Genomic DNA, 21,624 nt, shown 5'->3' with positions numbered 1-21,624 from the left:
GGCTGCGGGGCGGGGCGACCGGTTCGTAGGCGAATTACCCACATTCCATGGTTAACTCCCTTTAATCAATTCCGCGCTTGCCCCATATCATGCCTTCTCCGAGCGCAGACTCGCCGCTCGCAAAGGACAGGCTGACCGGCACGTGACCGCCCCCGTACGTTTCCCGCGCTTCTTCGTCACCAGCCCCGCGCCGTGCCCCTATATCGCGGGGCGGACGGAGCGGAAGGTGTTCACCGAACTGCGCGGTTCGCATGCGGAGGCGCTGAACGAGGCGCTGGGGCGGATCGGTTTCCGGCGCAGCCAGACGGTCGCCTATCGCCCCAGCTGCGTGGATTGCCAGGCCTGCGTTTCGGTGCGGGTGGTGGCTAACGAGTTCGCCCCGTCGGCGACGCAGCGGCGTGTCCTGCGCCGCAATTCCGACCTGATCGTCAACGAATGCCGACCCTGGGCGACCGGCGAGCAATACGACCTGCTGCGCTCCTACCTCGCCCAGCGGCACCCCGAAGGGGGCATGGCCGGAATGGAGGAAACCGACTTTGCGGATATGGTGGAACATACGCCCGTATCCAGCTATGTGGTCGAATATAGGGAACCCGATGGCAACGGTGGTGCTGGCCGACTGATCGGGGCCTGCCTCACCGACCGGCAGGGGGACGGGTTGTCGATGATCTACAGCTTCTACGACTCGAACAATGAGAAGCGTCAGGGTCTTGGCAATTTCATCATCCTCGATCACATCCGGCGCGCCGCCGAAGAAGGACTGCCCTACGTCTATCTCGGCTACTGGGTGCAGGGTTCGGGCCGGATGGATTACAAGATCCGCTATCGCCCCCTCGAACGGCTCGGCCCGCAAGGATGGGCTCGCATGTCCGCCGAAGAGCAGGACACGCTTATCCGCGCCGCCACGTCCGGAAAGCGGGTCGACGCACCTGCCGGGTGAAGCGCGCGCGCGGTCCCGCCGTGCCGCGCTGCTGATTGCCCTTCTCCTCGCAACGCATCCCCTGCCACTCGCGGCGCAGACCGCGTCGGCGGATGACGAGCTGCTGAAGGAGCTGGTTCCGGACGAGGCAGTCGCCGATCCCGAACAATGGGCCGCCGACGGGGTCCCGCCCGAAGAGCCGACGCCGATCGACAACGCCGAGGCGCCGATCGAGAGCTCGCTGGACCCCGACAGCCCCATGGCCGAGCTGCCCGACATGGGTATCGAATGGCCCGACACGCTGGAGCTGCCCCCGCTCGAACGGCTTGAGCCCGACGAGGACGCCGCGCAGTTCGCCGCCCCCGAGCTGGAGGGAGAGGACCTCGCCGCCGGGCTGGTGGAAGAGCGGCTGAGCGACCAGCTGGTGCTCGCTTTCCCCGCCGACGAGACCGCATTTCCGCTGCGCCAGGAATTCATTGAGCGCTACAAGGCGCTGTCCACGATCGAGGAATACGGCAGCAAGGATGCCAACATCGCGCAGCTGGCCGCGCGCGCGAAGAAGGACACCGAGCTGCTCGACCAGATTCTGCGCAATTACGGCTATTACGACAGCCAGGTGCAGCGCACGGTCAGCACCGTTCCGGCGGCGGACGGGGAGGCCACGCGGCCGCAGGTGCGCTTCGATATCGTGCCGGGGCCGCGCTACCGCTTTGGCAGCATCGACCTGGGCCAACTGGCGAGCGCGCCGGATGGAGACTACCTGCGTTCCGCGTTCGAAATTCAGTCGGGCGATCCGCTGTCGAACGACGCCATAGTCGATGAACAGTTCGATCTCGATACCGCATTGGGCGAAGCGGGTTATGCCTTTGCCGAGATCGATTCGCCCAGCCTGCTGATCGACCACGAAGAGACGATCGGCGACCTGTCCATGGCGGTGCGCCCGATGGGGAAATACCGGTTCGGCGCGGTCACCAGTTCAGAGCCCGAATTCCTGTCGGGCCGCCATCTTGCGGACATCGCTCGGTTCGATCCGGGCGATATCTATCAGCGCAGCCTGCAGCTCGACCTGCGCCGCGCGATCACCGCGACCGGGCTCGTCTCCTCCGTCACGGTGACCCCGCGCGAGGTCGAAGCGCCTAGCGGGAACGAGCCCGGGGTGGTCGATCTGGACGTGAGCCTGCGCAAGGCTCGGCTGCGCACGATCGCGGGCGCGATCGGCTACGGCAGCGAGGACGGCATCCGGCTGGAGGCGAGCTGGGAGCACCGCAACCTGTTCCCGCCCGAAGGCGCGCTGCGCGTGCGCGGCATCGCGGGGACGCAGGAACAGCTCTTCGGCGTGACCTTCCGCAAGAACAATTTCGGCGAGCGCGACCGCATCCTGAATATCGACGCCTATGCCAGCACGCTGAACAATCCGGCGTTCGACGCGAACACCGTGTCGCTGGTGGGAACACTGGGCAAGGTCAGCAACCTGCTGTTCCAGAAACCCTTCAGCTGGAGCGCTGGGCTGGAACTGGTGGCGACGGACGAGCGCCCGGCGGATTCCAGCCAGCCGCGCCAGACCTATCTGATCGCCGCACTGCCGCTCTACGCGCAGATCGACACCAGCGACGATCTGCTCGATCCCGAACACGGGTTCCGGGTCGCGCTGAAGCTGTCGCCCGAGGTTTCGCGCACCAATGGCGCGGAAAGCTTCTACCTGCGCGGGCGGCTCGACACGTCCTATTACTACAGCGTCAACGACCGCATCGTGGTGGCGGGACGCACCGCCTATGGCTCGATCGTCGGCGCGGACCTGTTCGATATCGCGCCGTCGCGGCGCTATTATGCCGGCGGCGGCGGATCGGTCCGCGGATACGGCTATCGGACCATCGGCCCGCGCGATGCGGAAGGCGATCCGACCGGCGGGCGTTCGGTGGTGGAGGGCGCGATCGAGGCCCGGATCAGGACCGGGCTGTTCGGCGGGGCGGTGTCCGTCGTTCCCTTCATCGACGCAGGCTCGGTCAGCACCAGCACCGTGCCGGACTTCGATAGCGTCAAGATCGGCGCGGGCGTCGGCGTGCGCTATGCCACCGGCTTCGGGCCGATCCGCCTCGATGTCGGTGTGCCGATCAATCCCGGCCCCGACGACAGCCCCGTCGCGGTCTATGTATCGTTGGGCCAGGCTTTCTGATGGACGAAGCCGAGAACCCACCACCCGTGCACGATGGCGCGGAAGCGGAGCCGGCGCCCGCCCGCCGCCGCTCCGGACGGGGGCGCAGGGTCGCGCGCGGCGTCGCGCTCGGCATCATCGGCTTGGTGGTGCTGGTGATCGTGGCGCTCGCCTCGCTCAACACGCAGATCGGCAAGCGCTTCATCGCGGAGCAGATCGCGCAGCAGAAGATCAGCAAGACCGTCAGCGTGTCGATCGGCAATATCCGCGGCGACATCTACGGCTTGTTCGGCCCGGCGCGGCTGGAGGATGTCGTGCTGTCGGACGAGAAGGGCGAGTTCATGCGGATCGAGAGCGCCCGCCTGAACTGGAAGCCGTATAATTACTTCTTCAGCGGGGTGGATATCGACGCGCTGACGGTGAACGGCGCGGTCCTGCAACGCCTCCCCACCTTGGGTCCCAGCTCGGACAAGCCGGGCGGCCTCGCCATCCATGTCCGCCAGCTTGATGTGAACGACCTGATCTTGGCCAAGGGGCTGATATCGCCCGACAAGGCCTATCGCCTAGATCTGACCGGCTCCCTGGAGCTGCTGCCCCGGCGGACCGTGGTGAAGGCGACCGGCAGCAGCAGCGGCGGTGACCGCTTTGCGGTGGACTTCGATTCGCGCAAGCAGGACAATGTCTACCAGGTCGCGCTCGATTACCGCGCGAGCGCGACCGGCCTGATGGCGGGCCTGACCGGGGCGAAGGTGCCCTATCGCGTGCGGATTACCGGCGACGGCGCGTGGGACGCGTGGAACGGCCAGCTCGGCCTGGTTCGCGCGGGCGAGACCATCGGCGGCTTCTCCCTGACCAAGCGCGGCGATCTCTACCTCCTCAACGGGCGGCTGGACGCCTCCGGAATGATTTCCGGGCTCCCGGAGCGCGCATTGGGGGATCAGGTTCTGGTGACCGCCGCGGGGCGGCTGGTGGAGAACACCACCGCTGCCGGGATAGCCTTCGACCTTCGCGGGCGGGGCCTCGACCTGCGCGGGCAGGGCGGGATCGACTACTTCAACCGCGCGGTCCGCAAGATGAGGCTGGAGGGCGATGTGCGCGACCCGGCGCTGTTCGGATCGGGCGTTGCCATCAGGGGCGGGCGCTTCGAAGGCGTGGCGGACGGTTCGCTCGACAATCTCGCCGTGAAGCACACTTTGGCCGTGGATCGCATGGAAATCGGCACCGCGACCCTCACCAGCCTGACGCAGAGGGGCACGGCGCGCTGGAACGGGAAGCGGCTGATCCTGCCGCTGGACGCAGCGATCGGGCGGATCGAGACCGGCAATGCGTTCGTCGATCCCCGCCTGGTCAGCGGTCGGCTGATTGGAGATATGGTGCTCGACGGCAACCGGCTGAGCTCGCGCCAGCTGCGCCTCGCCTTCCCGGGCGCGAGCGCGCAACTGGCGTTCGATGGCAATCTCGCGACGAACACCTATCGGCTGCGCGGCCCGGCGGCAGTCAACGGCCTGCCGTTCGAGACCGTCGGGATCGTCAATGCGGCGGCGACGATCGATTTCACGCTACCCGCCAACGGCAACTGGACGCTCGATGCCAATTTCCGCGGCCAGGTTCCGCGGGTCACGAACGATACGATCGCCAATCTTGCCGGGCCGCAATTGTCCTTCGGCGGCGGGGTTTCGCTATCGGCCGCCGGACCGGTCACCTTCCGTCAGGTCCGCCTCGATTCGCAGAAGCTGAACCTCGTGCTGGACGGGACGGTCAGTGGCAGACGCACGACCGTCGCGGGTCGCGGACGCTCGGCGGATTACGGCCCCTTCACGATCGAGGCGGCGCTGACCGATGCCGGGCCGACCGCGACACTGGTATTCGCCGATCCGCTGCCCGCGGCGGGCCTGAAGGATGTGCGCGTGGCCTTGGCTCCCACGGAGGAAGGCTTCACCATCGATACGCAGGGCGGATCGCTGCTCGGCGATTTCGAGGGCACGCTGGGCCTCGTCATGCCCAGTGGCGAGCCCGCGCGGATCGACATCCAGACCTTCCGGGTGTCGGAAACGCAGGTCAGCGGCGGATTGACGCTGGGCGATGGTGGCGTCGCCGGCACCATCACGCTGGCCGGTGGCGGACTGGACGGCACGATCGATCTGGCACCGCGCAATGGCGCGCAGGGCTTTGCCGCGAAGATAACCGCGCGCAACGCCTCGCTGGGGCCGAGCTATATCGCGCAGGCGGATATCGACGCCAGCGGAACACTGGGCGGGTCGAACACCGACCTGGAGGGATCGGTCTACGCACGCGGCGTGCGGCTGGACACCCTGTTCCTGGGGCAGGTCGCGGCACGCGCGCAGGTGTCGAACGGGATAGGGCAGGTGGCGGGGTCCGTGGCGGGCGCGCGCGGCAGCCGCTTCGCACTGCAATTCGACGCGCAATTCGGCGGCGACCGGATCGCGCTCATCGCGCGCGGGTCCTATGCCGGGCAAGCCATCACCATGCCGCGCAGGGCCATCCTGACCCGGCAGCCGGATGGCGGCTACACCCTGGCCCCCACGCAGATAACCTATGGCGATGGTGCCGTGGTCGCCAGCGGAAGGCTGGGCGGGGGCGACACGCAGCTGTCGCTGGCGCTGGAAGACATGCCGCTGTCGCTGATCGACGTCGCCGTGGCCGATCTGGGCCTGGGCGGCAACCTGTCCGGCACGATCGACTATCGCGCGCAAGCGGGCGGGCCGCCGACCGCGGATATCAAGGTGAAGGTGCAAGGGCTGACCCGCGCGGGGCTGGTCCTAACCTCGCGGCCGATCAACCTAGCGCTGGTGTCGCGCCTCACCGCCGACCGGCTGGAAGCGCGCGCCGTCATCGACGACGCGCAGAGCCAGTCCGGGCGCCTCCAGTTGCGGATTGCCAACCTGCCGAGAGACGGCGCTCTGCCGGAGCGGTTGCGCGCTGGCGAGCTGTTCGCGCAATTGCGGTATCGCGGGGCGGCCTCCGCGCTGTGGCGCCTCGCCGCGGTCGACGCGTTCGATTTCACCGGCCCGGTCTCCCTCGCAGCCGATGCCACCGGCACGCTTGCCCAGCCCGAGGTGCGCGGATCGCTCGCGAGCGACGATCTGCGCGTGCAGAGCGCATTGTCGGGGACCGATGTCCGCAACGCGAAGGTGGAGGGCACCTTCCGCGGCTCGCGCCTGCAGATCAACCGTTTCAGCGGCACCGCAGTGAATGGCGGGCGCGTGTCGGGCAGCGGGGTTGTCGACCTCGCCAATCTGGGCGCGGGCGTGGGTCCGGAACTCGATCTCAGGATCGCCGCCAGCAATGCGCGGCTGTTCGACGCCAACGGGCTGACCGCCACGGTGACGGGGCCGATCCGCATCGTCTCGAACGGCATCGGCGGCACCATTGCGGGACGCCTGCTGGTCAACCGCGCCAGCTGGAAACTGGGCACGGCGGCGGAGGATTATCGCCTGCCCCAGATCGAGACCAGGGAGGTCAACGTGCCCAGCGACCGCGCCCCGGCACGCCGCGCGCGCGTGCCCTGGAACTACCTCATCGATGCCCGTGCGCCGGGTCGCGTCGACGTGGATGGACTCGGGCTGGATAGCGAATGGAGCGGCAATCTGCGCGTGCGCGGCACCACCGACGAACCGCGTATCGGCGGCTCCGCGCGGTATGTCAGCGGCGGATACAGTTTCGCCGGCACTCGGTTCGAACTGACCAAGGGCCAAATCCGCTTCGACGAGAGCGGGCCGATCGATCCCCAGGTCGACATCGCCGCCGAGACGACGCAGAACGGACTGTCGGTGACCGTGACCGCGACGGGCAGCGCGACCCAGCCGGAAATCACCTTCACCTCCACACCTTCGCTGCCGGAGGAGGAAATCCTCGCGCGCCTGCTGTTCGGGGGCTCGATCACCAGCCTGTCGGCGACGGACGCGTTGCAGCTCGGCTCCGCCCTGGCATCGCTGCGCGGCGGGGGCGGGATGGACCCGATCAACCAGCTGCGCACTGCGATCGGGCTCGACCGGCTGCGCATCGTCAGCGCCGATCCCACGATCGATCGCGGCACGGGCGTTGCGCTGGGCAAGAATATCGGCCGCCGGTTCTATGTCGAACTGATCACCGACGGACGTGGCTACACCGCCACCTCGGTCGAATTCCGGATCACGCGGTGGCTGTCGATCCTGGCGACGATTTCCTCGATCGGCCGCAACAGCGTCGCTGCGGAGGCGAGCTACGATTACTAGGCTGGCGGGTCCGGCGAAGTGGTCGGCGCATCGTCCGGCGCCAGCGCCATCAGCCCATCGATCGGCAGGATCGCGCCATTGGTCGCCGGGGTCGGATTTCCCGTCAGCGCGGCACTCTGACCCGATTCGCCGGTGACCTGAATAACCTCGCCTTCGCGCGAGAACGTGACGAGCGTATCGCCCAGAGTTCGCATCTGGATCTTGCCACCGTGGCGGTCGATACTCTGCCTGATGGCTTCGAGGGTGATATAGCCGGGAAGGATTTGCCGCCGGATCGACGCCACCAGCAGCGGGCGACTTTCCACGCCATCTTTCGGCTGGCTGCCCTCCGTGTCGGCGAAGGCGGAGTTGATGGGGGCCAGCACCGTATAGACCCCGCGCCCGTCGAAAACCGATCCGAGTTCCGCCTCGTTCACCATGGCCGCGAAATCGGACAAATCCGCGGTGCTCGCCACCGCCGTCGCGAGCGTTTCGGTCGGCAGGCTCTCGGGCGGCGTCGCTGTTCGATCGTTGTCGCACGCGCTCAGCGTCAAACCGGTCGCCGCGAACAGAGCGCAAATCAGTTTTCGCGAGGCTCTCATGTCAGCAGCTCGATGACCGCGTTCACCACTTGGGTCCGGGGATCGACGCGATAGATGTAGCCATCTCCGTAGCGATAATTCGCGTTCCTGGTGTCGGCATACCGGTCGCGATAACCCAGGGGGACGTTGTAGACGTCGTAACCCGCCGGCAGCCGGTCGCCGACCGATACCCGGTCGCCCGTCAGGATTGCCGCGACCGCTATGATCGCCTCGCTGGACGGATCCACCCGGTAGATGACGTCGTCGGCGTAGCGATAGCTGTTGTCGGGGCCGAGGTCGTAGAAGTTGCGATAATAGTCCGGAACGGTGACCGGCACGTATGCCTGCGGCCAGATCGACCCGATCGACAGCGCGCCGCCCAGCAGCGGGATATAGCTGGAGATGCGGTCCCGCGCATCGATCCGGACGAGATAACCGTCCCGCAAATAAAAGCCGTCCTGGGAGGGGGCGCGCATACCGAAATGGGATGGAGAGAACCGGCGCGTTGCGGATTGAAGCAGCCCCGGGGCCATGCAGCCGTTCTCTCTGTTGGCGAGGCCGGGCGGGCAGCCCCTCAGCGGCGCGAGCTGTCGCGCCGCGAAGCGTTGCATGTCCTTCATCGATGCGACCGAAGCGGTCTTCGCCGGCTTGGGTTTCACTACCACCCGACGGACCGGCGATGGCCTGGACGGGGGTGATGGGGTTCGCCCGGCGGGCTGGCGAACGTCCTGCGGTCTGGCCCGGACCGTGTCTTTACCGCCTTCACCGGCCGAGACCTTATGTGCGTTTCGGGCAGCGGCTTTTGCGCGTTCTTTTTGTGCCTCGGCGACCTTGGGGACGGAGAGGGAAATTTCGGGTCGTTCACTGCCGGTAGTCGCGCGCACCTTGGGTGAGGGGCGCGCATTATTTCCTGGTTTATCGGCCGCTTTTGAAGCGGCGGGCTTTGTACCTTGCTGGTCGGGTCGCGCCTGCGCGAGCCCGCTCGCCACCGCGACGAGCGCGATACCGGCGATCAAACTTCGCATTTGTTAGACTCCTTTGACTCCGCAACGCGGCCTCGAGCGGGATGGTTCCGGAACTTGCAAACCTCGTCTGACAAGAGCTCTTGACAGTCAAGAACTCTTGTCAGTAAAGAGTTCTTGTCAGGCAAGGGAGATCGCGGACCAATGCGTAACATGCTGAAGGAACAGCGGGAGCGGCGGGGATGGAGCCAGGGAGAGCTGGCCCGCCGGCTGGGCGTTTCGCGCCAGACCATCAACGCCGTCGAAACGGACAAATACGATCCCTCGCTGCCATTGGCGCTGCGCATGGCGAAGCTGTTCGGCGTGAGCGTGCCGGATCTTTTCAAGGACGACTGGGAGCCGCAAGATGATGAAGATTGAAGATCGCACCAGCGGAGAAGTCCGCAAATGGCGCAAGTTCGCGTTTTCGCTGGGGGTGGGCGCCGTGTGCGGCGGGCTCTCGTCGTTCCTCTTCCTGTCGCTCGTCGACGGGACGTTCGACCAGTTGGGTAAAAGCGGGGAGATCGCCGGGCTGGTCGCCCTCGTCTACATCGTCACGGGGCTGGCCCTCGGCTTGGGCCTGTTCATCCCGAACTTGGGTGCCCGTTTCCTGAATGTCGAGGACAGCGACGAACTGCGCGAGCAGCGCGTGCAGCTGGCTTTCGCCTCGGCGGGCATGATGGCGGCGGGGATCGCGCTGATGATCGCGGCGCTGGCAGCCCCGGCGGGTCCGATAGCCGCTCCCGTCGCGCTGGCGGGGTTCGCGATCGCCATGCTGATATTCGTAATAACATCCGTGGGGACGGCGAAACGGCAGGACGAGTTCATGCGCGCGATTTCGCGGGAAGCCGCGGCGATGGCGTTCTATCTGACAGTGCTGACCGGCGGGACATGGACCCTGCTGGCGCATCTCGGCATGATCACCGGTCCGGCCGCACTCGATTGGCTCACCATGCTGTGGGCGGTGCTGCTCGTCGCCGCGTTCGGCGTGTGTGCCACGCGCGGCTTGCTGAAACCGCGCTGAGTTCCGTCTGGCGGGCGGCATGAAAAAGGGGGCGCCGGATCGACTCCGGCGCCCCCTTTTCAGTATCGGGAGGCCCGCGCTTACGAGCTGTAATACATGTCGAATTCGACCGAGCTGGGGGTGGTTTCCCAGCGCACGACGTCTTCGAACTTGAGCTCGATATAGGCCTCGATCTGGTCCTTCGTGAACACGTCGCCCTTCAGCAGGAACTCGTGGTCCGCCTCCAGGCTTTCCAGCGCTTCGCGCAGGTTGGCGCAGACCGTCGGCACCTCGGCCAGCTCGACGGGCGGCAGATCGTAGAGGTTCTTGTCCATCGCCTCGCCCGGATGGATCTTGTTCTGAATCCCGTCGAGGCCCGCCATCAGCAGCGCCGCATAAGCGAGGAGTAACGACGCTCGAAGTGCGGACGGACCACGCAGTCGCTATAGTCAATGAACGCTCACCATCGTTACCCTATAGGCGACCTGCAAGATCCGAAATAGAGGGACCCTGTAGGCGCTGGGGAGATTCTCCACTCAGATCATAAAGTCTTCTGAATAGCGAATGTGAGACAACCTCACTCGCTATCGACCTCGGGATCAGCCTCTATAGTCTTGCCTTGCTTTTCTCGAAGACGATTTAGCATTTCAAGCGGGCTCTCGTAGTTCTGGATGTTCGTATACTTCTCGGCGAATCGCTTCATGAGGCGCTCGCGCCTGCGCTTCTTGCCTTCGTCGCCATCGAAGGTTCCGTAAGCAGCAGGTTCTATGACCGCAACCGCATCATCCAGCATACCGCGCTGTTCGAAATCCCTAGCGACCAGATAACGGATTTCGTCGTTTTGCGGCAAAAGATCGAAAGCCTGAACCATATAGTTTTGCGCGGCAACTGACGGTAGGATGCCCTGAGTGAGGTATGATTTGAAAAAGGCGACCCGGGGCTCTGTTGCGGTCTTCGAAGCTTCTATTGCTGCGAGCAACGGAGCCCTAGCCTCCTCCCACGCCGCTTCGTTCGCGGAACTGTCGAGCAATCCCACCATGGCCTTACCTTTTTCCGTCAGCCCAATGACGTTATTGTCGTCAAGCTCAAGCAAACGCTTGGAACTCGCCAGAGCATCTGCATACTTTCCGTCAAGGTTCTGAAGCTTAGCCTGAATACCAAGCCCCATAAGATTGTCGGGATCTTCAGTTCTTATAGCTTGAACAGCCGAGATGATCTGCGGCAAATCCGATACTTCGTATCCTGAATATAATCGGACTTGGTAGCGCATCAGCTTGTCTTCTACTGGGCTCAGATCTCTAACCTCAAAATCACCCAGTTCCATCGGCTTAAGGGATAAACGCATTGCATTTATGTTTTTGAGATGCTTTTTTAGATCCGAATTCAGCGCGTCGAAATTGCCGAACGCTTGCTTGGCTGCCTGTTCATAATCGGTACCCGAGGCAACGGAATTCAAGTACATTTGCAGTTGCGTGCCACGTTCTGGGTTCTGCGCCGCGAGATGCGTGAGGAGCCATCCTTCGGCATAAAGGGCGGAGACGTCGTTGACGTCGCCGTATGATTTAGCTGTAAGCAACTCTCTCGCATCGATCCAGGAGCCGTTTCTAATAGTATCGACACGGAAAAACGGCGCGTGCCCTATTTCAACGATGTTAGGTTCCGGGAACTGCATGCTACCATAATATTCTGCAAATCCCTCCGAGTACCAACTTGGATAGTTAGCATTGAAATACTGATACATGTAATGATGCAGATACTCGTGCTGGCGGACCTCCGGCCCCCAAGCGTAGGATTGCCTTGCCGCCTTTCGGGCGCTTTTCATCCCTGTACGAAGCGTATTGCGGAAGGTAACAAGAAATGGTCCCTCGGTTGTACTGCTATAGTAACCGCCGACCCCCTCCGAAGGGTAAGGGAAAGTGTGGTTTACATCATCCATCGTGGCCACCTCGAACATTGTGACCTTTACAGGGCTCGAGGGTTTTTGGTTATTAGTCAGAGCACGGACCAAGGTGTCGAATGTTTCCATCCGCTTTACTGTCTCGAGTAATTCATCAGCCGGAGCTTCGCTATAATACTTGAAGTGCTCGGTTTCTACAACTCGCCAGTCGGCCCATGCCGGCGTTGCCACACTCGCTGTAGCGGCGCCGAAAGCGAGTATTGCTAGGTGATGACGGAAATTGGACATTAATACACCTTTTGAAGTTCTTGGGCGCATCGAGCGCAATGCGACGCAGCCATGCGCGCTCTTCGCTATCTGCCAAGATATGGGTTCCGCGATTTCGACATTGTGACCGATGGAAATCGTTTGGGCAACCGGTGAGTCATTAACGATATCAAAAGGTATCCGGTATCCGATGCGCGCCTTGGCCGCTTAAGGCATACTTCACGCTTATGCGAAAAATTGGGGCGTCCGGATCGCTCCGAACGCCCATCGCTGGTCAGCCGTGTTCCGGTTTATGTTAAGAGCTGTAATACATGTCGAACTCGACCGAGCTGGGGGTGGTTTCCCAGCGCACGACGTCTTCGAACTTGAGCTCGATATAGGCCTCGATCTGGTCCTTCGTGAACACGTCGCCCTTCAGCAGGAACTCGTGGTCCGCCTCCAGGCTTTCCAGCGCTTCGCGCAGGTTGGCGCAGACCGTCGGCACCTCGGCCAGCTCGGCGGGCGGCAGATCGTAGAGGTTCTTGTCCATCGCCTCGCCCGGATGGATCTTGTTCTGAATCCCGTCGAGGCCCGCCATCAGCAGCGCCGCATAAGCGAGATAGGGGTTGGCCATCGCGTCGGGGAAGCGGAACTCCACGCGCTTCGCCTTGTCGCCCGCACCATAAGGGATGCGGCACGACGCGGAGCGGTTGCGCGCCGAATAGGCGAGCAGCACCGGTGCCTCGAAACCCGGCACCAGCCGCTTGTAGCTGTTGGTGGTCGGGTTGGTGAAGGCGTTCAGCGCCTTGGCATGCTTGATGACGCCGCCGATGTAATACAGGCAGTTGTCCGACAGACCGGCATAGCCGTTGCCCGCGAAGGTCGGCTTGCCATCGTCCCAGATCGACATGTGGGTGTGCATGCCCGACCCGTTATCGTCCTTGATCGGCTTGGGCATGAAGGTCGCCGACTTGCCGTAGGCGTGCGCGACCTGGTGCACGACATACTTGTAGATCTGCATGTTGTCGGCCGTTTCCACCAGCGTGGAGAACGTCAGGCCCAGCTCGTGCTGCGCGGCGGCGACTTCGTGGTGATGCTTGTCGCAGTTGAGGCCCATCTCGATCATGGTCGAAACCATCTCGCCACGGATATCGACCGCGCTGTCGACCGGGGCGACGGGGAAATAGCCGCCCTTGGCGCGCGGACGGTGCGCCATGTTGCCCGCCTCGTAATCGCGGCTGGAGTTGGTCGGCAGCTCGATATCGTCGATGCGATAGCCCGATCCGGCATAACCATCCTCGAACTTCACGTCGTCGAACATGAAGAATTCCGCCTCGGGGCCGACATAGACGGTGTCGCCGATGCCCGTGGACTTGAGGTATTCCTCGGCGCGCTTCGCGGTGGTGCGCGGGTCGCGCGCGTACCATTCACCGGTGCTCGGTTCGACGATGTCGCAGAACACGATCATCATCGGCGTCGCGCTGAACGGGTCCATGTACACCCGGTTCAGGTCGGGCTTCAGGATCATGTCGCTTTCGTTGATGACCTTCCAGCCCGCGATGGAAGAGCCGTCGAACATCAGCCCGTCTTCGAGCTCGTCCTCGGTCAGGATGCCGGCGACCATGGTCAGGTGCTGCCATTTGCCCTTGGGATCGGTGAAGCGCAGGTCGACCCATTCGACCTCGTTTTCCTTGATCTGCTTCAGGACGTCTTTTGCGGAAGCCATGCTGCTGTTTCCCTTCTTGATAGCGATAGGTCGGATGTATGCGATCGGGTCAGATCGCGTCGTTGTCGGTTTCTCCGGTTCGGATGCGCAGCGCGCTCTCGATCGTGGAGACGAAAATCTTGCCGTCGCCGATCCGGCCGGTTTGGGCGGTGTTCGCGATCGCTTCCACGACGCGGTCGGCGACATCGTCGGCGACGACCACCTCCAGCTTCACCTTGGGCAGGAAGTCGACGACGTATTCGGCGCCCCGGTAGAGTTCGGTGTGCCCCTTCTGCCGGCCGAAGCCCTTCGCCTCGGTCACGGTGATCCCGGAAACGCCCACGTCGTGCAGCGATTCCTTCACCTCGTCCAGTTTGAACGGTTTGATGATCGCTTCGATCTTTTTCACCGCTGGTGCCCCCTTGCATGAACGGCCGGGAGGCGCAGGGCAACGCGCCCCGCGGACCGGCGGTCCGGAAATATCTCCCGGGACGAGGTGCGATCCAAGAATCGTGCCAAGCTTCGCGCCTCCGGGATTCGAGCTGTCAGCCTAGGGGAAGCCGCAAGCGGGCGAAAGGGGGCGGGCCGGTGATCCGCCGCCGCTGCACAACATGCGGGCGCGACTGCCTAGCAATTGGGCAGGCGCAGGCCGGTGGTCTCGTCGAGCCCGGCCATCAGATTGAGCGACTGGATCGCCGCGCCGCTGGCCCCCTTGCCGAGATTGTCGAGCCGCGCGACGAGGCGCGCGTGAAAGCCGCCATCAATGCCGAAGACGTGAAGGGTCATGCCGTCGTCGGGTGCCGCATCTTGCCGCAGCAGCAGTTCATCGGGCACCGCCTCGTCGGCGACGGCAACGATGCGCGAACCGGCGTAGAATTCGCGCAGCGCCTCGCGCAGCCGGGCGGGCGTAGGCTGCGTATCCATCGCGCCCAGATGCAACGGCACCTCCACCGCCATGCCGCGATAGGCGGGGACGACCGCGGGCGCGAAGATGACATCGTGGGCCAGCCCCGCATGGCGCTTCATTTCCGGCTGGTGCTTGTGCGACAGGCTGTAGCCATAGCCGCGCCAGGCAATGTCGGGCTCCTCTTCGAAACGCCGGACCAGCGCCTTGCCCCCACCGGAATAGCCGCTGACCGCGTTCACGGTGAAGGGCCAGTCCCCCGGCAGCAGCCCGGCCCGCACCAGCGGCGCGACGAGCGCAAGGAAGCCGGTGGGATAGCAGCCCGGATTGCTGACGCGGGTTGCCCGGGCGACCGCATCGCGCCCGACCAGTTCGGGAAAGCCGTAGGTCCAGCCATCCGCCACCCGGTGCGCGCTGGATGCGTCGATGACGCGCACCGCGCTTGCCGGATCGATCATCGCCACCGCTTCGCGCGCGGGATCGTCGGGCAGGCACAGGATCGCGAAATCCGCTTCGTTCAGGGCTTCGCGGCGCGCGGCAGCATCCTTGCGCCGATCTTCGGCCAGCACCACCAGCTCGAATTCGTCGCGCCCGGCCAGGCGTTCCCTGATCTCGAGCCCGGTCGTTCCCTCCGCCCCGTCGATGAAAACCGAATGCGCCATCAGGCGAGCGCCGCGCGCCGCACATAGCCGCTCGGCCCGGTCGGGGCGACGCAGCCCCAGACCCAGCTCTCGGTCACGTCGAGCGCCTCGAACGCCGAGCCTTCCGCCAATTGGGCGACGGTGTCCGAACGATCGTCGCGCGCGGCATACAGGGTGGCCGCGCCCTCGCGGACGGTCATCTGCACGGGGATGGCATAGGCGGCGACGAGATAGCGTTCGGCCAGCGCGATATGCGCCAGGTCGCCGCGGACCGGCAGGGTCCCGCTTTCGGGCGCCGCCACCGGTCCGGTCAGGCCGACCTGACCTGCGGGTGGGGAGTAATCCGTCAGATTGCCTTCGCTGCCGTTCACTGAAACTTTCGACCTTTCGTGCCTGCGCGCCGCGCTTAGCGGGCCGGGGGGCAAGCGACAAGCGCGCGGGGGAGGGGCAGTCGGTTCAAGCGTCGGCGTAGCGCGCGCACAGCATGTGCCAGGCTGCCCGCAAGCCCAGCGCCTCGCCGCCCTTGGGCCGGCCGGGCTTGGGCGAGGGGCGCCATGCATAGGTATCGAAATGCGCCCAGTCGATGCCGTCGCCGACGAACTTGTCGAGGAACAGGCCCGCAATGCTGGCACCGGCGAACCCGTTGGTATGCGCGTTCGAGGTGTCCGCTATGTCGGAGTTGAGATAGTCGGCATAGGCCGCCGGCAGCGGCAGCGGCCAGGGCTCGTCGTCATGTGCCTTGCCCGCCCGGATCAGCTCCGCCGCGGTTTCCTCGCGCCGGGTCATCAGCGCCGGGTAATCCGGCCCCAGCGCTACGCGCGCGGCACCCGTCAGGGTGGCGAAATCGATCAGCAGTTCCGGGTCCTCCTCGCTCGCGCGGGTGAGCGCGTCGCCTAGGATCAGGCGCCCTTCGGCATCGGTATTGCCGATCTCCACGCTCAGCCCCTTGCGGCTGCGCAGGATGTCGCCCGGCCGGAAGCTGTTGCCGGAAATGGCGTTCTCCACTGCCGGAACGAACAGGTGCAACCGCACCGGCAACCCTGCGCGCATGACGAGGTCCGCCAGCGCGATCGCGTGCGCCGCGCCGCCCATGTCCTTCTTCATGATGAGCATCCCGGACGCCGACTTCACGTCCAGCCCGCCGGAATCGAAGCACACCCCCTTGCCGACCAGGGCCAGGACCGGATCGCCCTCCTTGCCCCACGACAGGTGCATGATGCGCGGTGCGTGATGGCGCGCGGCGGCCCGGCCGACGGCGTGGACCATGGGATAGTCCTGCTCAAGCGAATCGCCCCGGGTGACGGAAAGCTTCGCCCCGTACTCCTTGGCGAGCGCCTCGCACTCCGCCTCCAGACCGGCGGGCCCCATATCCTCGGCCGGCGTATCGACCAGCCGGCGCACGCGGCACACCGCCTCCGCCTCCGCGATAGCGGGTTCGACGGCCTTGGCGTTTTTCGTCAGCAGGATACGCGGCCCGACCGCGTTATCCGGCTTGCGATAACGGGTGAAGGCATATTGCGCGGTCTGCCAGCCGTGCAGGGCGGGGCCGGGCTCTCCCCCGGCAAGGCGATAGGTGCCCGCGGGGAGCGTCTCGGCGAGCTTCGCCATGCACCAGCTCGACAGGCTGTCGGGATCGGCCACGCCGCCGACCGCGAACCATTCCTCCGGCTCGCCCGAACCGCCCGGAACGATCGCGGTCTGGTATCCCGACCCGTCGAAGCGCTGCGCGCGCAGCGTGGCGCGCTGGGCAGCGCCGAGCGAAGAAGCCCAGTCTTCGAACCCGTCCTTGTTCACGAGATGGATCGAAATGGCGTCTTGCCCGCGATCGGGCTGGATCAATGGCGTATCGGTCATGTAAGGCACATGGAGCGATCGAGGGCGCATGCCAAGGGTGCAATCCATCCTTGGCCGCCGCGCCGGATGACACAAGGGAAGGAAGCCGCGATGATCGTCAGACTGGCCGCGCCGGCAATGCTGCTCGCGCTCGCCCTCTCCGAATGCACGCCGGCCAGCGACATGGGCGACGATCTGGGGGTGCAGCAGACCAGCGACGCGGTGGCCACCGCGTCCGCCGGAGCAGAAGCCGACGGCGGCGCGCGCGACATCAAGGTGGAGAACGATCTCTACAGCTTCCAGTACAGCTACCCCGCGGCGGTGGGTGCGGTGCCCGAACTCGCCCAGCTGCTGGATGCGCGGGCGCGCGAGGGGGAGCAGGGCCTGGCGAAGCTGGCGAAGCAGGCGCGGCAGGACGCGCGCGAGAACGGCTTTCCCTACAACGCCTATTCGCAGAACACCGAGTGGAAGGTGATCGGGCGCACGCCGGAATGGATCAGCTTGGTCGCCGATGTCAGCAGCTATTCGGGCGGGGCGCACGGCATCTACGGCATCGATCCCGTCCTGTGGGATCGCGACGCGAAGCGGACGGTCCAGCCGCTTACCCTTTTTACCTCGCCCGACGCGCTGTACGACGCGGTGGAGGAGCGTTTCTGCAAGAAGCTCGACGCCGAGCGGGCGAAGCGGCGCGGCCCGACCGAGGAAGCGAGCGAGGCGGCGGACAACCCGACCGTCGACGAGTTCGACCAGTGCCCGCCGATGTCCGATCTGGCGATCGAGGTGAAGGCGAAGGGCAAGGTGTTCGATACGATCGTCATGTATGCCGGCCCCTACGTGGCGGGCCCATATGTGGAGGGCGCATACGAGATCCCCGTGCCGGTGGATGTCGCGGTGCGCGAGGCGGTGAAGCCCGAATACCGCAAGGCGTTCGGCGGCTGAGGCTCGCAATTCGGCTCCGTCCGCGCTAAATGGTGGGCATGACCCAGTATCAGACCATCACCGACGAAGACGACGTTCAGCGCGACGGCACGATCAAGCTCCACGGACCGGAAGGGTTCGAGGGCATGCGCAAGGCGGGCCAGCTCGCCGCGCGGATCCTGGACGAAGTGGCCGATCTGGTCCGGCCGGGTGTCACGACCGAGAGCCTCGATACCGCCATTCGCGAGATGATGCTCGATGGCGGCGCGGTTCCGGCGACGCTGGGCTATCGCGGCTATACCCATTCCAGCTGCATCTCGATCAATCACGTTATCTGTCATGGCATTCCCGGCGACAAGACGCTGAAGGATGGCGACATCCTCAATATCGACGTGACCCCGCTGCTCGACGGCTGGCACGGCGATACCAGCCGGATGTACTTCGCGGGCGAACCTTCGCTGAAGGCGAAGAAGCTGGTCGAGGTCACCTATGAATGCCTGATGCTGGGGATCGAGGCGGCGGGCCGTCCCGGCGCGCGGCTGGGCGATATCGGCGCGGCGATCGCGGCGCATGCGAAGCCGCACCGCTATTCCGTGGTGCGCGAGTTCTGCGGCCACGGCGTCGGTCGCCTGTTCCACGACGCGCCGGAAGTCATCCACCAGGCGGAGGCGGGCACCGGCCCGCTGCTGAAGCCGGGCATGTTCTTCACCATCGAACCGATGATCAATCTGGGCAAGCCATGGGCCAAGGTGCTGGGCGACGGCTGGACCGCGGTGACGCGCGACAAGTCGCTTTCCGCCCAGTTCGAGCACTCGCTGGCGATAACCGAGAACGGGGTCGAGATCTTTACCGAGAGCCCGACCGGACGGCACAAGCCGCCCTACTGACGATCGGCGCATTTGCGCCGTTCCTGGCGTCGAAGTCCTACACGATGGAACACTTGGAACAGTGTCCTGGGTGCAAAAATTCGCCTTGTGATCGGGGGCCGTGCCGGCGCGTTGCTCCGATCGGTAAGGGGCGGTGGACATTGCCCGCCATCTATCCCGGCATCGCTATGTAGGAAACGGTTCGCGCCTCCGGACCTGCCCCCCGCTAGCCCTCGCGCGCCGCCCGGATCGCCGCGCCTGCGGCGAAGGGCGCGATCGCGCACAGCGCGAGGCTGAGCGCCGCGGCCAGCGCGATACCGCTTTCGCCGCCGGTCGACAGGCTGCCCGCTCCGAAGATCAGGATCGGCACCGCCAGCGGCAACAGCAGCAGCCCGGCCAGCGCGGCCCCGGCGCGCAGGCCAGCCATCAGAGCGGCGATGACCAGCCCGATCGCGGCGAGCCCCGGCGTCCCGGCGAGCAGTCCCAGCAGGACCGTGACCAGTGTCGCGCGGTCGAGATTGAACAGCGCCGCCCCGGGCAGGCAGGCCAGCAGCAGGATGGGGGCGAAGCCGCACCAATGCGCGATCAGGCGGCTGGCCATCGCGGTTTCCTCACCGATGCCGCGCAGCGTGAACTGATCGAGTACGCCTGCCTCCAGGTCTGCCGCCACCAGCCGGTCCAGCGGCAGGATCGCGGCAAGCAGGGCGGCGATCCACAGCATGGCGGGCCCGGTCCGGCGCAGCAGCGCGGCATCGGGGCCGACCGCAAACGGGTACAGGATCGCGACCGCGAGGAAGAAGGCGAAGACGAGCCCCGCGCCCCCGCGTGCCCCACCGGGGGCGAGCAGCGCGAGATCGCGGCGCAGCAGGATCAGGAACATCCCGTTCACCAGGGGTGATCCCGCAGATCGAGCGGTTCGATCGCTTCCCCGGTGAAAGGCTGGTGCGAGGCGATGACCAGCACGCCGCCCCCCTCGCGCCGTTGCCGCATCAGATCCTCCACGATGGCACGGCTATCGCTGTCGAGCCCGTTGAACGGCTCGTCGAGCAGCCAGTGATCGCACCCTTGCGCTAGCAGCCGCGCCCAACCGGCGCGTTTGCGCTGCCCGGTCGAAAGATAGCGCACCGGCACTTCGGCAATTTGGGCCAGCCCGACCGCGTCCAGGGCCGGTTGGGCCCGGTCGAGTCGGGACCAGAAGCCCAGTGCCTTGCCCAGCGGCAGGTCCGGATCGAGCGCGGGGCGTTCGTCCAGCAGGCCGACCGTGCCGGTCCAATGGATGCTCCCGCGTGTCTCGCGCGCTCCATCAGGGGACACCGCCCGCTCGGGTCGCCGCAGTCCGGCGAGGATTTGCAGCAGGCTGGTCTTGCCGATCCCGTTGGGGCCGACGAGGTGCAGTGCGGCCCCGCGGTCCAGCCACAGATCGAGGCCGCCGAACAGCGGGCGGTCGCCCCGGCGGCAGAAAAGCGCCCATGCCGTTAGCCCGCTCGCTTGCATGACCGCGCGCGATAGGCGATTGCCCGCTCACCGACAAGCGAAGGCGAATGCGAGGAGATTCCATGGCCGTCGAGAAACTGACCGAAGAGGAACGCGAGAGCTGGCTGACGGCTCTGAAGCAGTGGAACACGTGCGAGGATCGCGACGCCATCTGCCGCACCATCGAATTCGGCGATTTCGGCGAAGCATGGGCGTTCATGAGCCGGGTCGCGTTGCTGGCCGAAAAGCACGACCACCATCCCGAATGGTGCAATGTCTACAACCGGGTGGAAATCACGCTGACCACGCACGATGCGGGCGGGCTCTCCCGCCGCGATGTGAAGATGGCCAAGGCGATCGACAGCCTCGCCTGATCGGTTTGCGTCGAAACGGGGCGTTAAATGCCCTCGGCCGCCTGCGCTCTTTTGCGCGCGAACTTGCGCAGGCGACCAGGCATCCAGCGGGCCGCTGTCGTCAGCTTGCGCGCGGTCGCGCCCACCGGCCACAGCAGCTTGTCCCCGTGGACTGCCTGCCATGCCGCATCCGCGACTTGCTGCACCGGCGTTATCTCCAGCCCGGCACCGCGCACCCGCTGGCGGATCTGTTCGTTCGCGCCACCGTGGGGGGCGTGGTCGAGCAGCGGCGTGTCGATGAAGCTGGGCATCAGGGCGCGAACCTTGATGCCGTACTGCGCCCATTCGCCGTCGAGCGCCTCGGTCAGGGCGCGAACGCCGAACTTGGTCGCGGAATAGACCGAAGCGCCCGCCGAACCGTAGATTCCGGCGGCGCTGGAGGTGTTGAGCAGGCACGAGCCGGATCCGACCTTGCGCAGGTGGGGGAGCGCCGCCTGCGCGCCGAAGAACACGCCTTTCAGATTGACGTCGAAGCACAGCTCGATCTCTTCGACCGTCATCTCCTCGATCATGCCGCCCAGCGGAATTCCGGCATTGTTGACGACCACGTCGATGCGGCCTTCCGCGACGTCGGAGAATTGATCGAGCGCCTCGTCCCACGCAGACCGGTCGCGCACATCCAGATCGTAGCAGAAGATGTAGTCGTGCCCGATCAGGCGAAAGGTCTGGTCCATGCCCGGCCGGTCGATATCGCCCAGTCCGACGCACCAGCCTTCGCGCCCGAAGCGCATGGCGATGGCGCGCCCGATACCAGACGCTCCGCCCGTAATGAAAATGGATTTGCGAGGGTGCATGGCCATCTCCTAACGCGACCGCGCTCTGCCACCGTCGGTGCCGGCTTGCCAGCGACGTCGGGAG

Annotated in this window: 19 protein-coding genes and 1 pseudogene; 8 read left to right on the top strand and 12 right to left on the bottom strand. The window is 65.4% G+C overall.

Annotated elements, in window-relative coordinates:
* Positions 1 to 142 precede the first annotated feature (142 nt).
* The 3 genes from F7D01_RS03130 (at position 143) to F7D01_RS03120 (ending at position 7,306) form a co-directional block, all read left to right on the top strand.
* A complete protein-coding gene (locus F7D01_RS03130; protein ID WP_215228795.1) occupies positions 143 to 940 on the top strand; it encodes an arginyltransferase in 798 nt (265 codons plus the stop codon).
* A gap of 238 nt (positions 941 to 1,178) precedes the next feature.
* Positions 1,179 to 3,092 (top strand): autotransporter assembly complex family protein, encoded by a 1,914-nt coding sequence (locus F7D01_RS03125; RefSeq protein WP_251567017.1) that lies wholly within the window; start codon positions 1,179 to 1,181, stop codon positions 3,090 to 3,092.
* The gene (locus tag F7D01_RS03120; protein WP_215228794.1) at positions 3,092 to 7,306 is read left to right on the top strand and encodes a translocation/assembly module TamB domain-containing protein; all 4,215 of its coding nucleotides are present in this window, start codon (positions 3,092 to 3,094) and stop codon (positions 7,304 to 7,306) included. The genes F7D01_RS03125 and F7D01_RS03120 overlap by 1 nt, the downstream gene beginning before the upstream one ends.
* Here the strand turns inward: F7D01_RS03120 and F7D01_RS03115 are convergent.
* Complete coding sequence (locus F7D01_RS03115; protein WP_215228793.1) at positions 7,303 to 7,887, bottom strand: fasciclin domain-containing protein; 585 nt, start codon at positions 7,885 to 7,887, stop codon at positions 7,303 to 7,305. The two genes, F7D01_RS03120 and F7D01_RS03115, sit on opposite strands and share 4 nt — an antisense overlap.
* A complete protein-coding gene (locus tag F7D01_RS03110; protein WP_215228792.1) occupies positions 7,884 to 8,525 on the bottom strand; it encodes a hypothetical protein in 642 nt (213 codons plus the stop codon). The genes F7D01_RS03115 and F7D01_RS03110 overlap by 4 nt, the downstream gene beginning before the upstream one ends.
* Before the next feature lie 507 nt (positions 8,526 to 9,032).
* On the opposite strand from F7D01_RS03110, the gene F7D01_RS03105 reads away from it, so the two are divergent.
* Together F7D01_RS03105 and F7D01_RS03100 are read left to right on the top strand one after the other, a co-directional pair.
* The gene (locus tag F7D01_RS03105) at positions 9,033 to 9,248 is read left to right on the top strand and encodes a helix-turn-helix transcriptional regulator (protein WP_215228791.1); all 216 of its coding nucleotides are present in this window, start codon (positions 9,033 to 9,035) and stop codon (positions 9,246 to 9,248) included.
* A complete protein-coding gene (locus F7D01_RS03100; protein ID WP_215228790.1) occupies positions 9,235 to 9,891 on the top strand; it encodes a hypothetical protein in 657 nt (218 codons plus the stop codon). Before F7D01_RS03105 ends, F7D01_RS03100 begins: the two co-directional genes overlap by 14 nt.
* An 80-nt stretch (positions 9,892 to 9,971) precedes the next feature.
* Here the strand turns inward: F7D01_RS03100 and glnA (F7D01_RS03095) are convergent.
* The 7 genes and pseudogenes from glnA (F7D01_RS03095) to F7D01_RS03065 form a co-directional block, all read right to left on the bottom strand.
* Positions 9,972 to 10,277, bottom strand: a pseudogene (gene glnA / locus F7D01_RS03095) (glutamine synthetase); the annotation flags it as partial.
* A 170-nt stretch (positions 10,278 to 10,447) separates the two neighbouring features.
* Positions 10,448 to 12,055 (bottom strand): M48 family metallopeptidase, encoded by a 1,608-nt coding sequence (locus F7D01_RS03090; RefSeq protein WP_215228789.1) that lies wholly within the window; start codon positions 12,053 to 12,055, stop codon positions 10,448 to 10,450.
* A 274-nt stretch (positions 12,056 to 12,329) separates the two neighbouring features.
* A complete protein-coding gene (glnA, locus tag F7D01_RS03085; RefSeq protein ID WP_215228788.1) occupies positions 12,330 to 13,739 on the bottom strand; it encodes a type I glutamate--ammonia ligase in 1,410 nt (469 codons plus the stop codon).
* Positions 13,740 to 13,788: 49 nt separating this feature from the next.
* Positions 13,789 to 14,127: a P-II family nitrogen regulator gene (locus F7D01_RS03080; protein ID WP_215228787.1), complete on the bottom strand. Its 339-nt coding sequence runs from the start codon at positions 14,125 to 14,127 to the stop codon at positions 13,789 to 13,791.
* 218 nt (positions 14,128 to 14,345) lie between these two features.
* Positions 14,346 to 15,284 (bottom strand): N-acetyl-gamma-glutamyl-phosphate reductase, encoded by a 939-nt coding sequence (gene argC / locus F7D01_RS03075; RefSeq protein ID WP_215228786.1) that lies wholly within the window; start codon positions 15,282 to 15,284, stop codon positions 14,346 to 14,348.
* Positions 15,284 to 15,634, bottom strand: coding sequence for a hypothetical protein (locus F7D01_RS03070; protein ID WP_251567016.1), 351 nt, complete (start codon positions 15,632 to 15,634; stop codon positions 15,284 to 15,286). Before F7D01_RS03070 ends, argC begins: the two co-directional genes overlap by 1 nt.
* 85 nt (positions 15,635 to 15,719) lie before the next feature.
* The gene (locus F7D01_RS03065) at positions 15,720 to 17,117 is read right to left on the bottom strand and encodes a M17 family metallopeptidase (RefSeq protein ID WP_215228785.1); all 1,398 of its coding nucleotides are present in this window, start codon (positions 17,115 to 17,117) and stop codon (positions 15,720 to 15,722) included.
* Between the two features lie 90 nt (positions 17,118 to 17,207).
* Between F7D01_RS03065 and F7D01_RS03060 the strand changes: the two genes are divergently transcribed.
* Both F7D01_RS03060 and map read left to right on the top strand, forming a co-directional pair.
* The gene (locus tag F7D01_RS03060) at positions 17,208 to 18,035 is read left to right on the top strand and encodes a DUF4163 domain-containing protein (protein ID WP_215228784.1); all 828 of its coding nucleotides are present in this window, start codon (positions 17,208 to 17,210) and stop codon (positions 18,033 to 18,035) included.
* A gap of 38 nt (positions 18,036 to 18,073) precedes the next feature.
* Positions 18,074 to 18,901 carry a type I methionyl aminopeptidase gene (map, locus tag F7D01_RS03055; RefSeq protein ID WP_215228783.1) on the top strand — a complete coding sequence of 276 codons (828 nt, stop codon included), beginning with the start codon at positions 18,074 to 18,076 and terminating at the stop codon, positions 18,899 to 18,901.
* Positions 18,902 to 19,106: 205 nt separating this feature from the next.
* Here the strand turns inward: map and F7D01_RS03050 are convergent, their stop codons facing one another.
* Positions 19,107 to 19,760: a heme exporter protein CcmB gene (locus F7D01_RS03050; RefSeq protein WP_215229638.1), complete on the bottom strand. Its 654-nt coding sequence runs from the start codon at positions 19,758 to 19,760 to the stop codon at positions 19,107 to 19,109.
* A gap of 5 nt (positions 19,761 to 19,765) precedes the next feature.
* Positions 19,766 to 20,374: a heme ABC exporter ATP-binding protein CcmA gene (gene ccmA / locus F7D01_RS03045; protein ID WP_215228782.1), complete on the bottom strand. Its 609-nt coding sequence runs from the start codon at positions 20,372 to 20,374 to the stop codon at positions 19,766 to 19,768.
* Positions 20,375 to 20,436: 62 nt separating this feature from the next.
* Between ccmA and F7D01_RS03040 the strand changes: the two genes are divergently transcribed.
* Entirely contained in the window at positions 20,437 to 20,727 is a 291-nt protein-coding gene (locus F7D01_RS03040) for a 4a-hydroxytetrahydrobiopterin dehydratase (protein WP_215228781.1), read from the top strand.
* A gap of 23 nt (positions 20,728 to 20,750) precedes the next feature.
* Here F7D01_RS03040 and F7D01_RS03035 read toward each other — a convergent pair whose 3' ends face one another.
* Positions 20,751 to 21,560, bottom strand: coding sequence for an SDR family oxidoreductase (locus F7D01_RS03035; RefSeq protein ID WP_215228780.1), 810 nt, complete (start codon positions 21,558 to 21,560; stop codon positions 20,751 to 20,753).
* Positions 21,561 to 21,624: the final 64 nt, after the last annotated feature.

The sequence above is a fragment of the Erythrobacter sp. 3-20A1M genome, assembly GCF_018636735.1.
Taxonomy (GTDB): Bacteria; Pseudomonadota; Alphaproteobacteria; order Sphingomonadales; family Sphingomonadaceae; genus Alteriqipengyuania.
The sequence above is the reverse complement of the archived record's forward strand: the minus strand, read 5'-3'. Positions and strand labels throughout refer to the sequence as shown.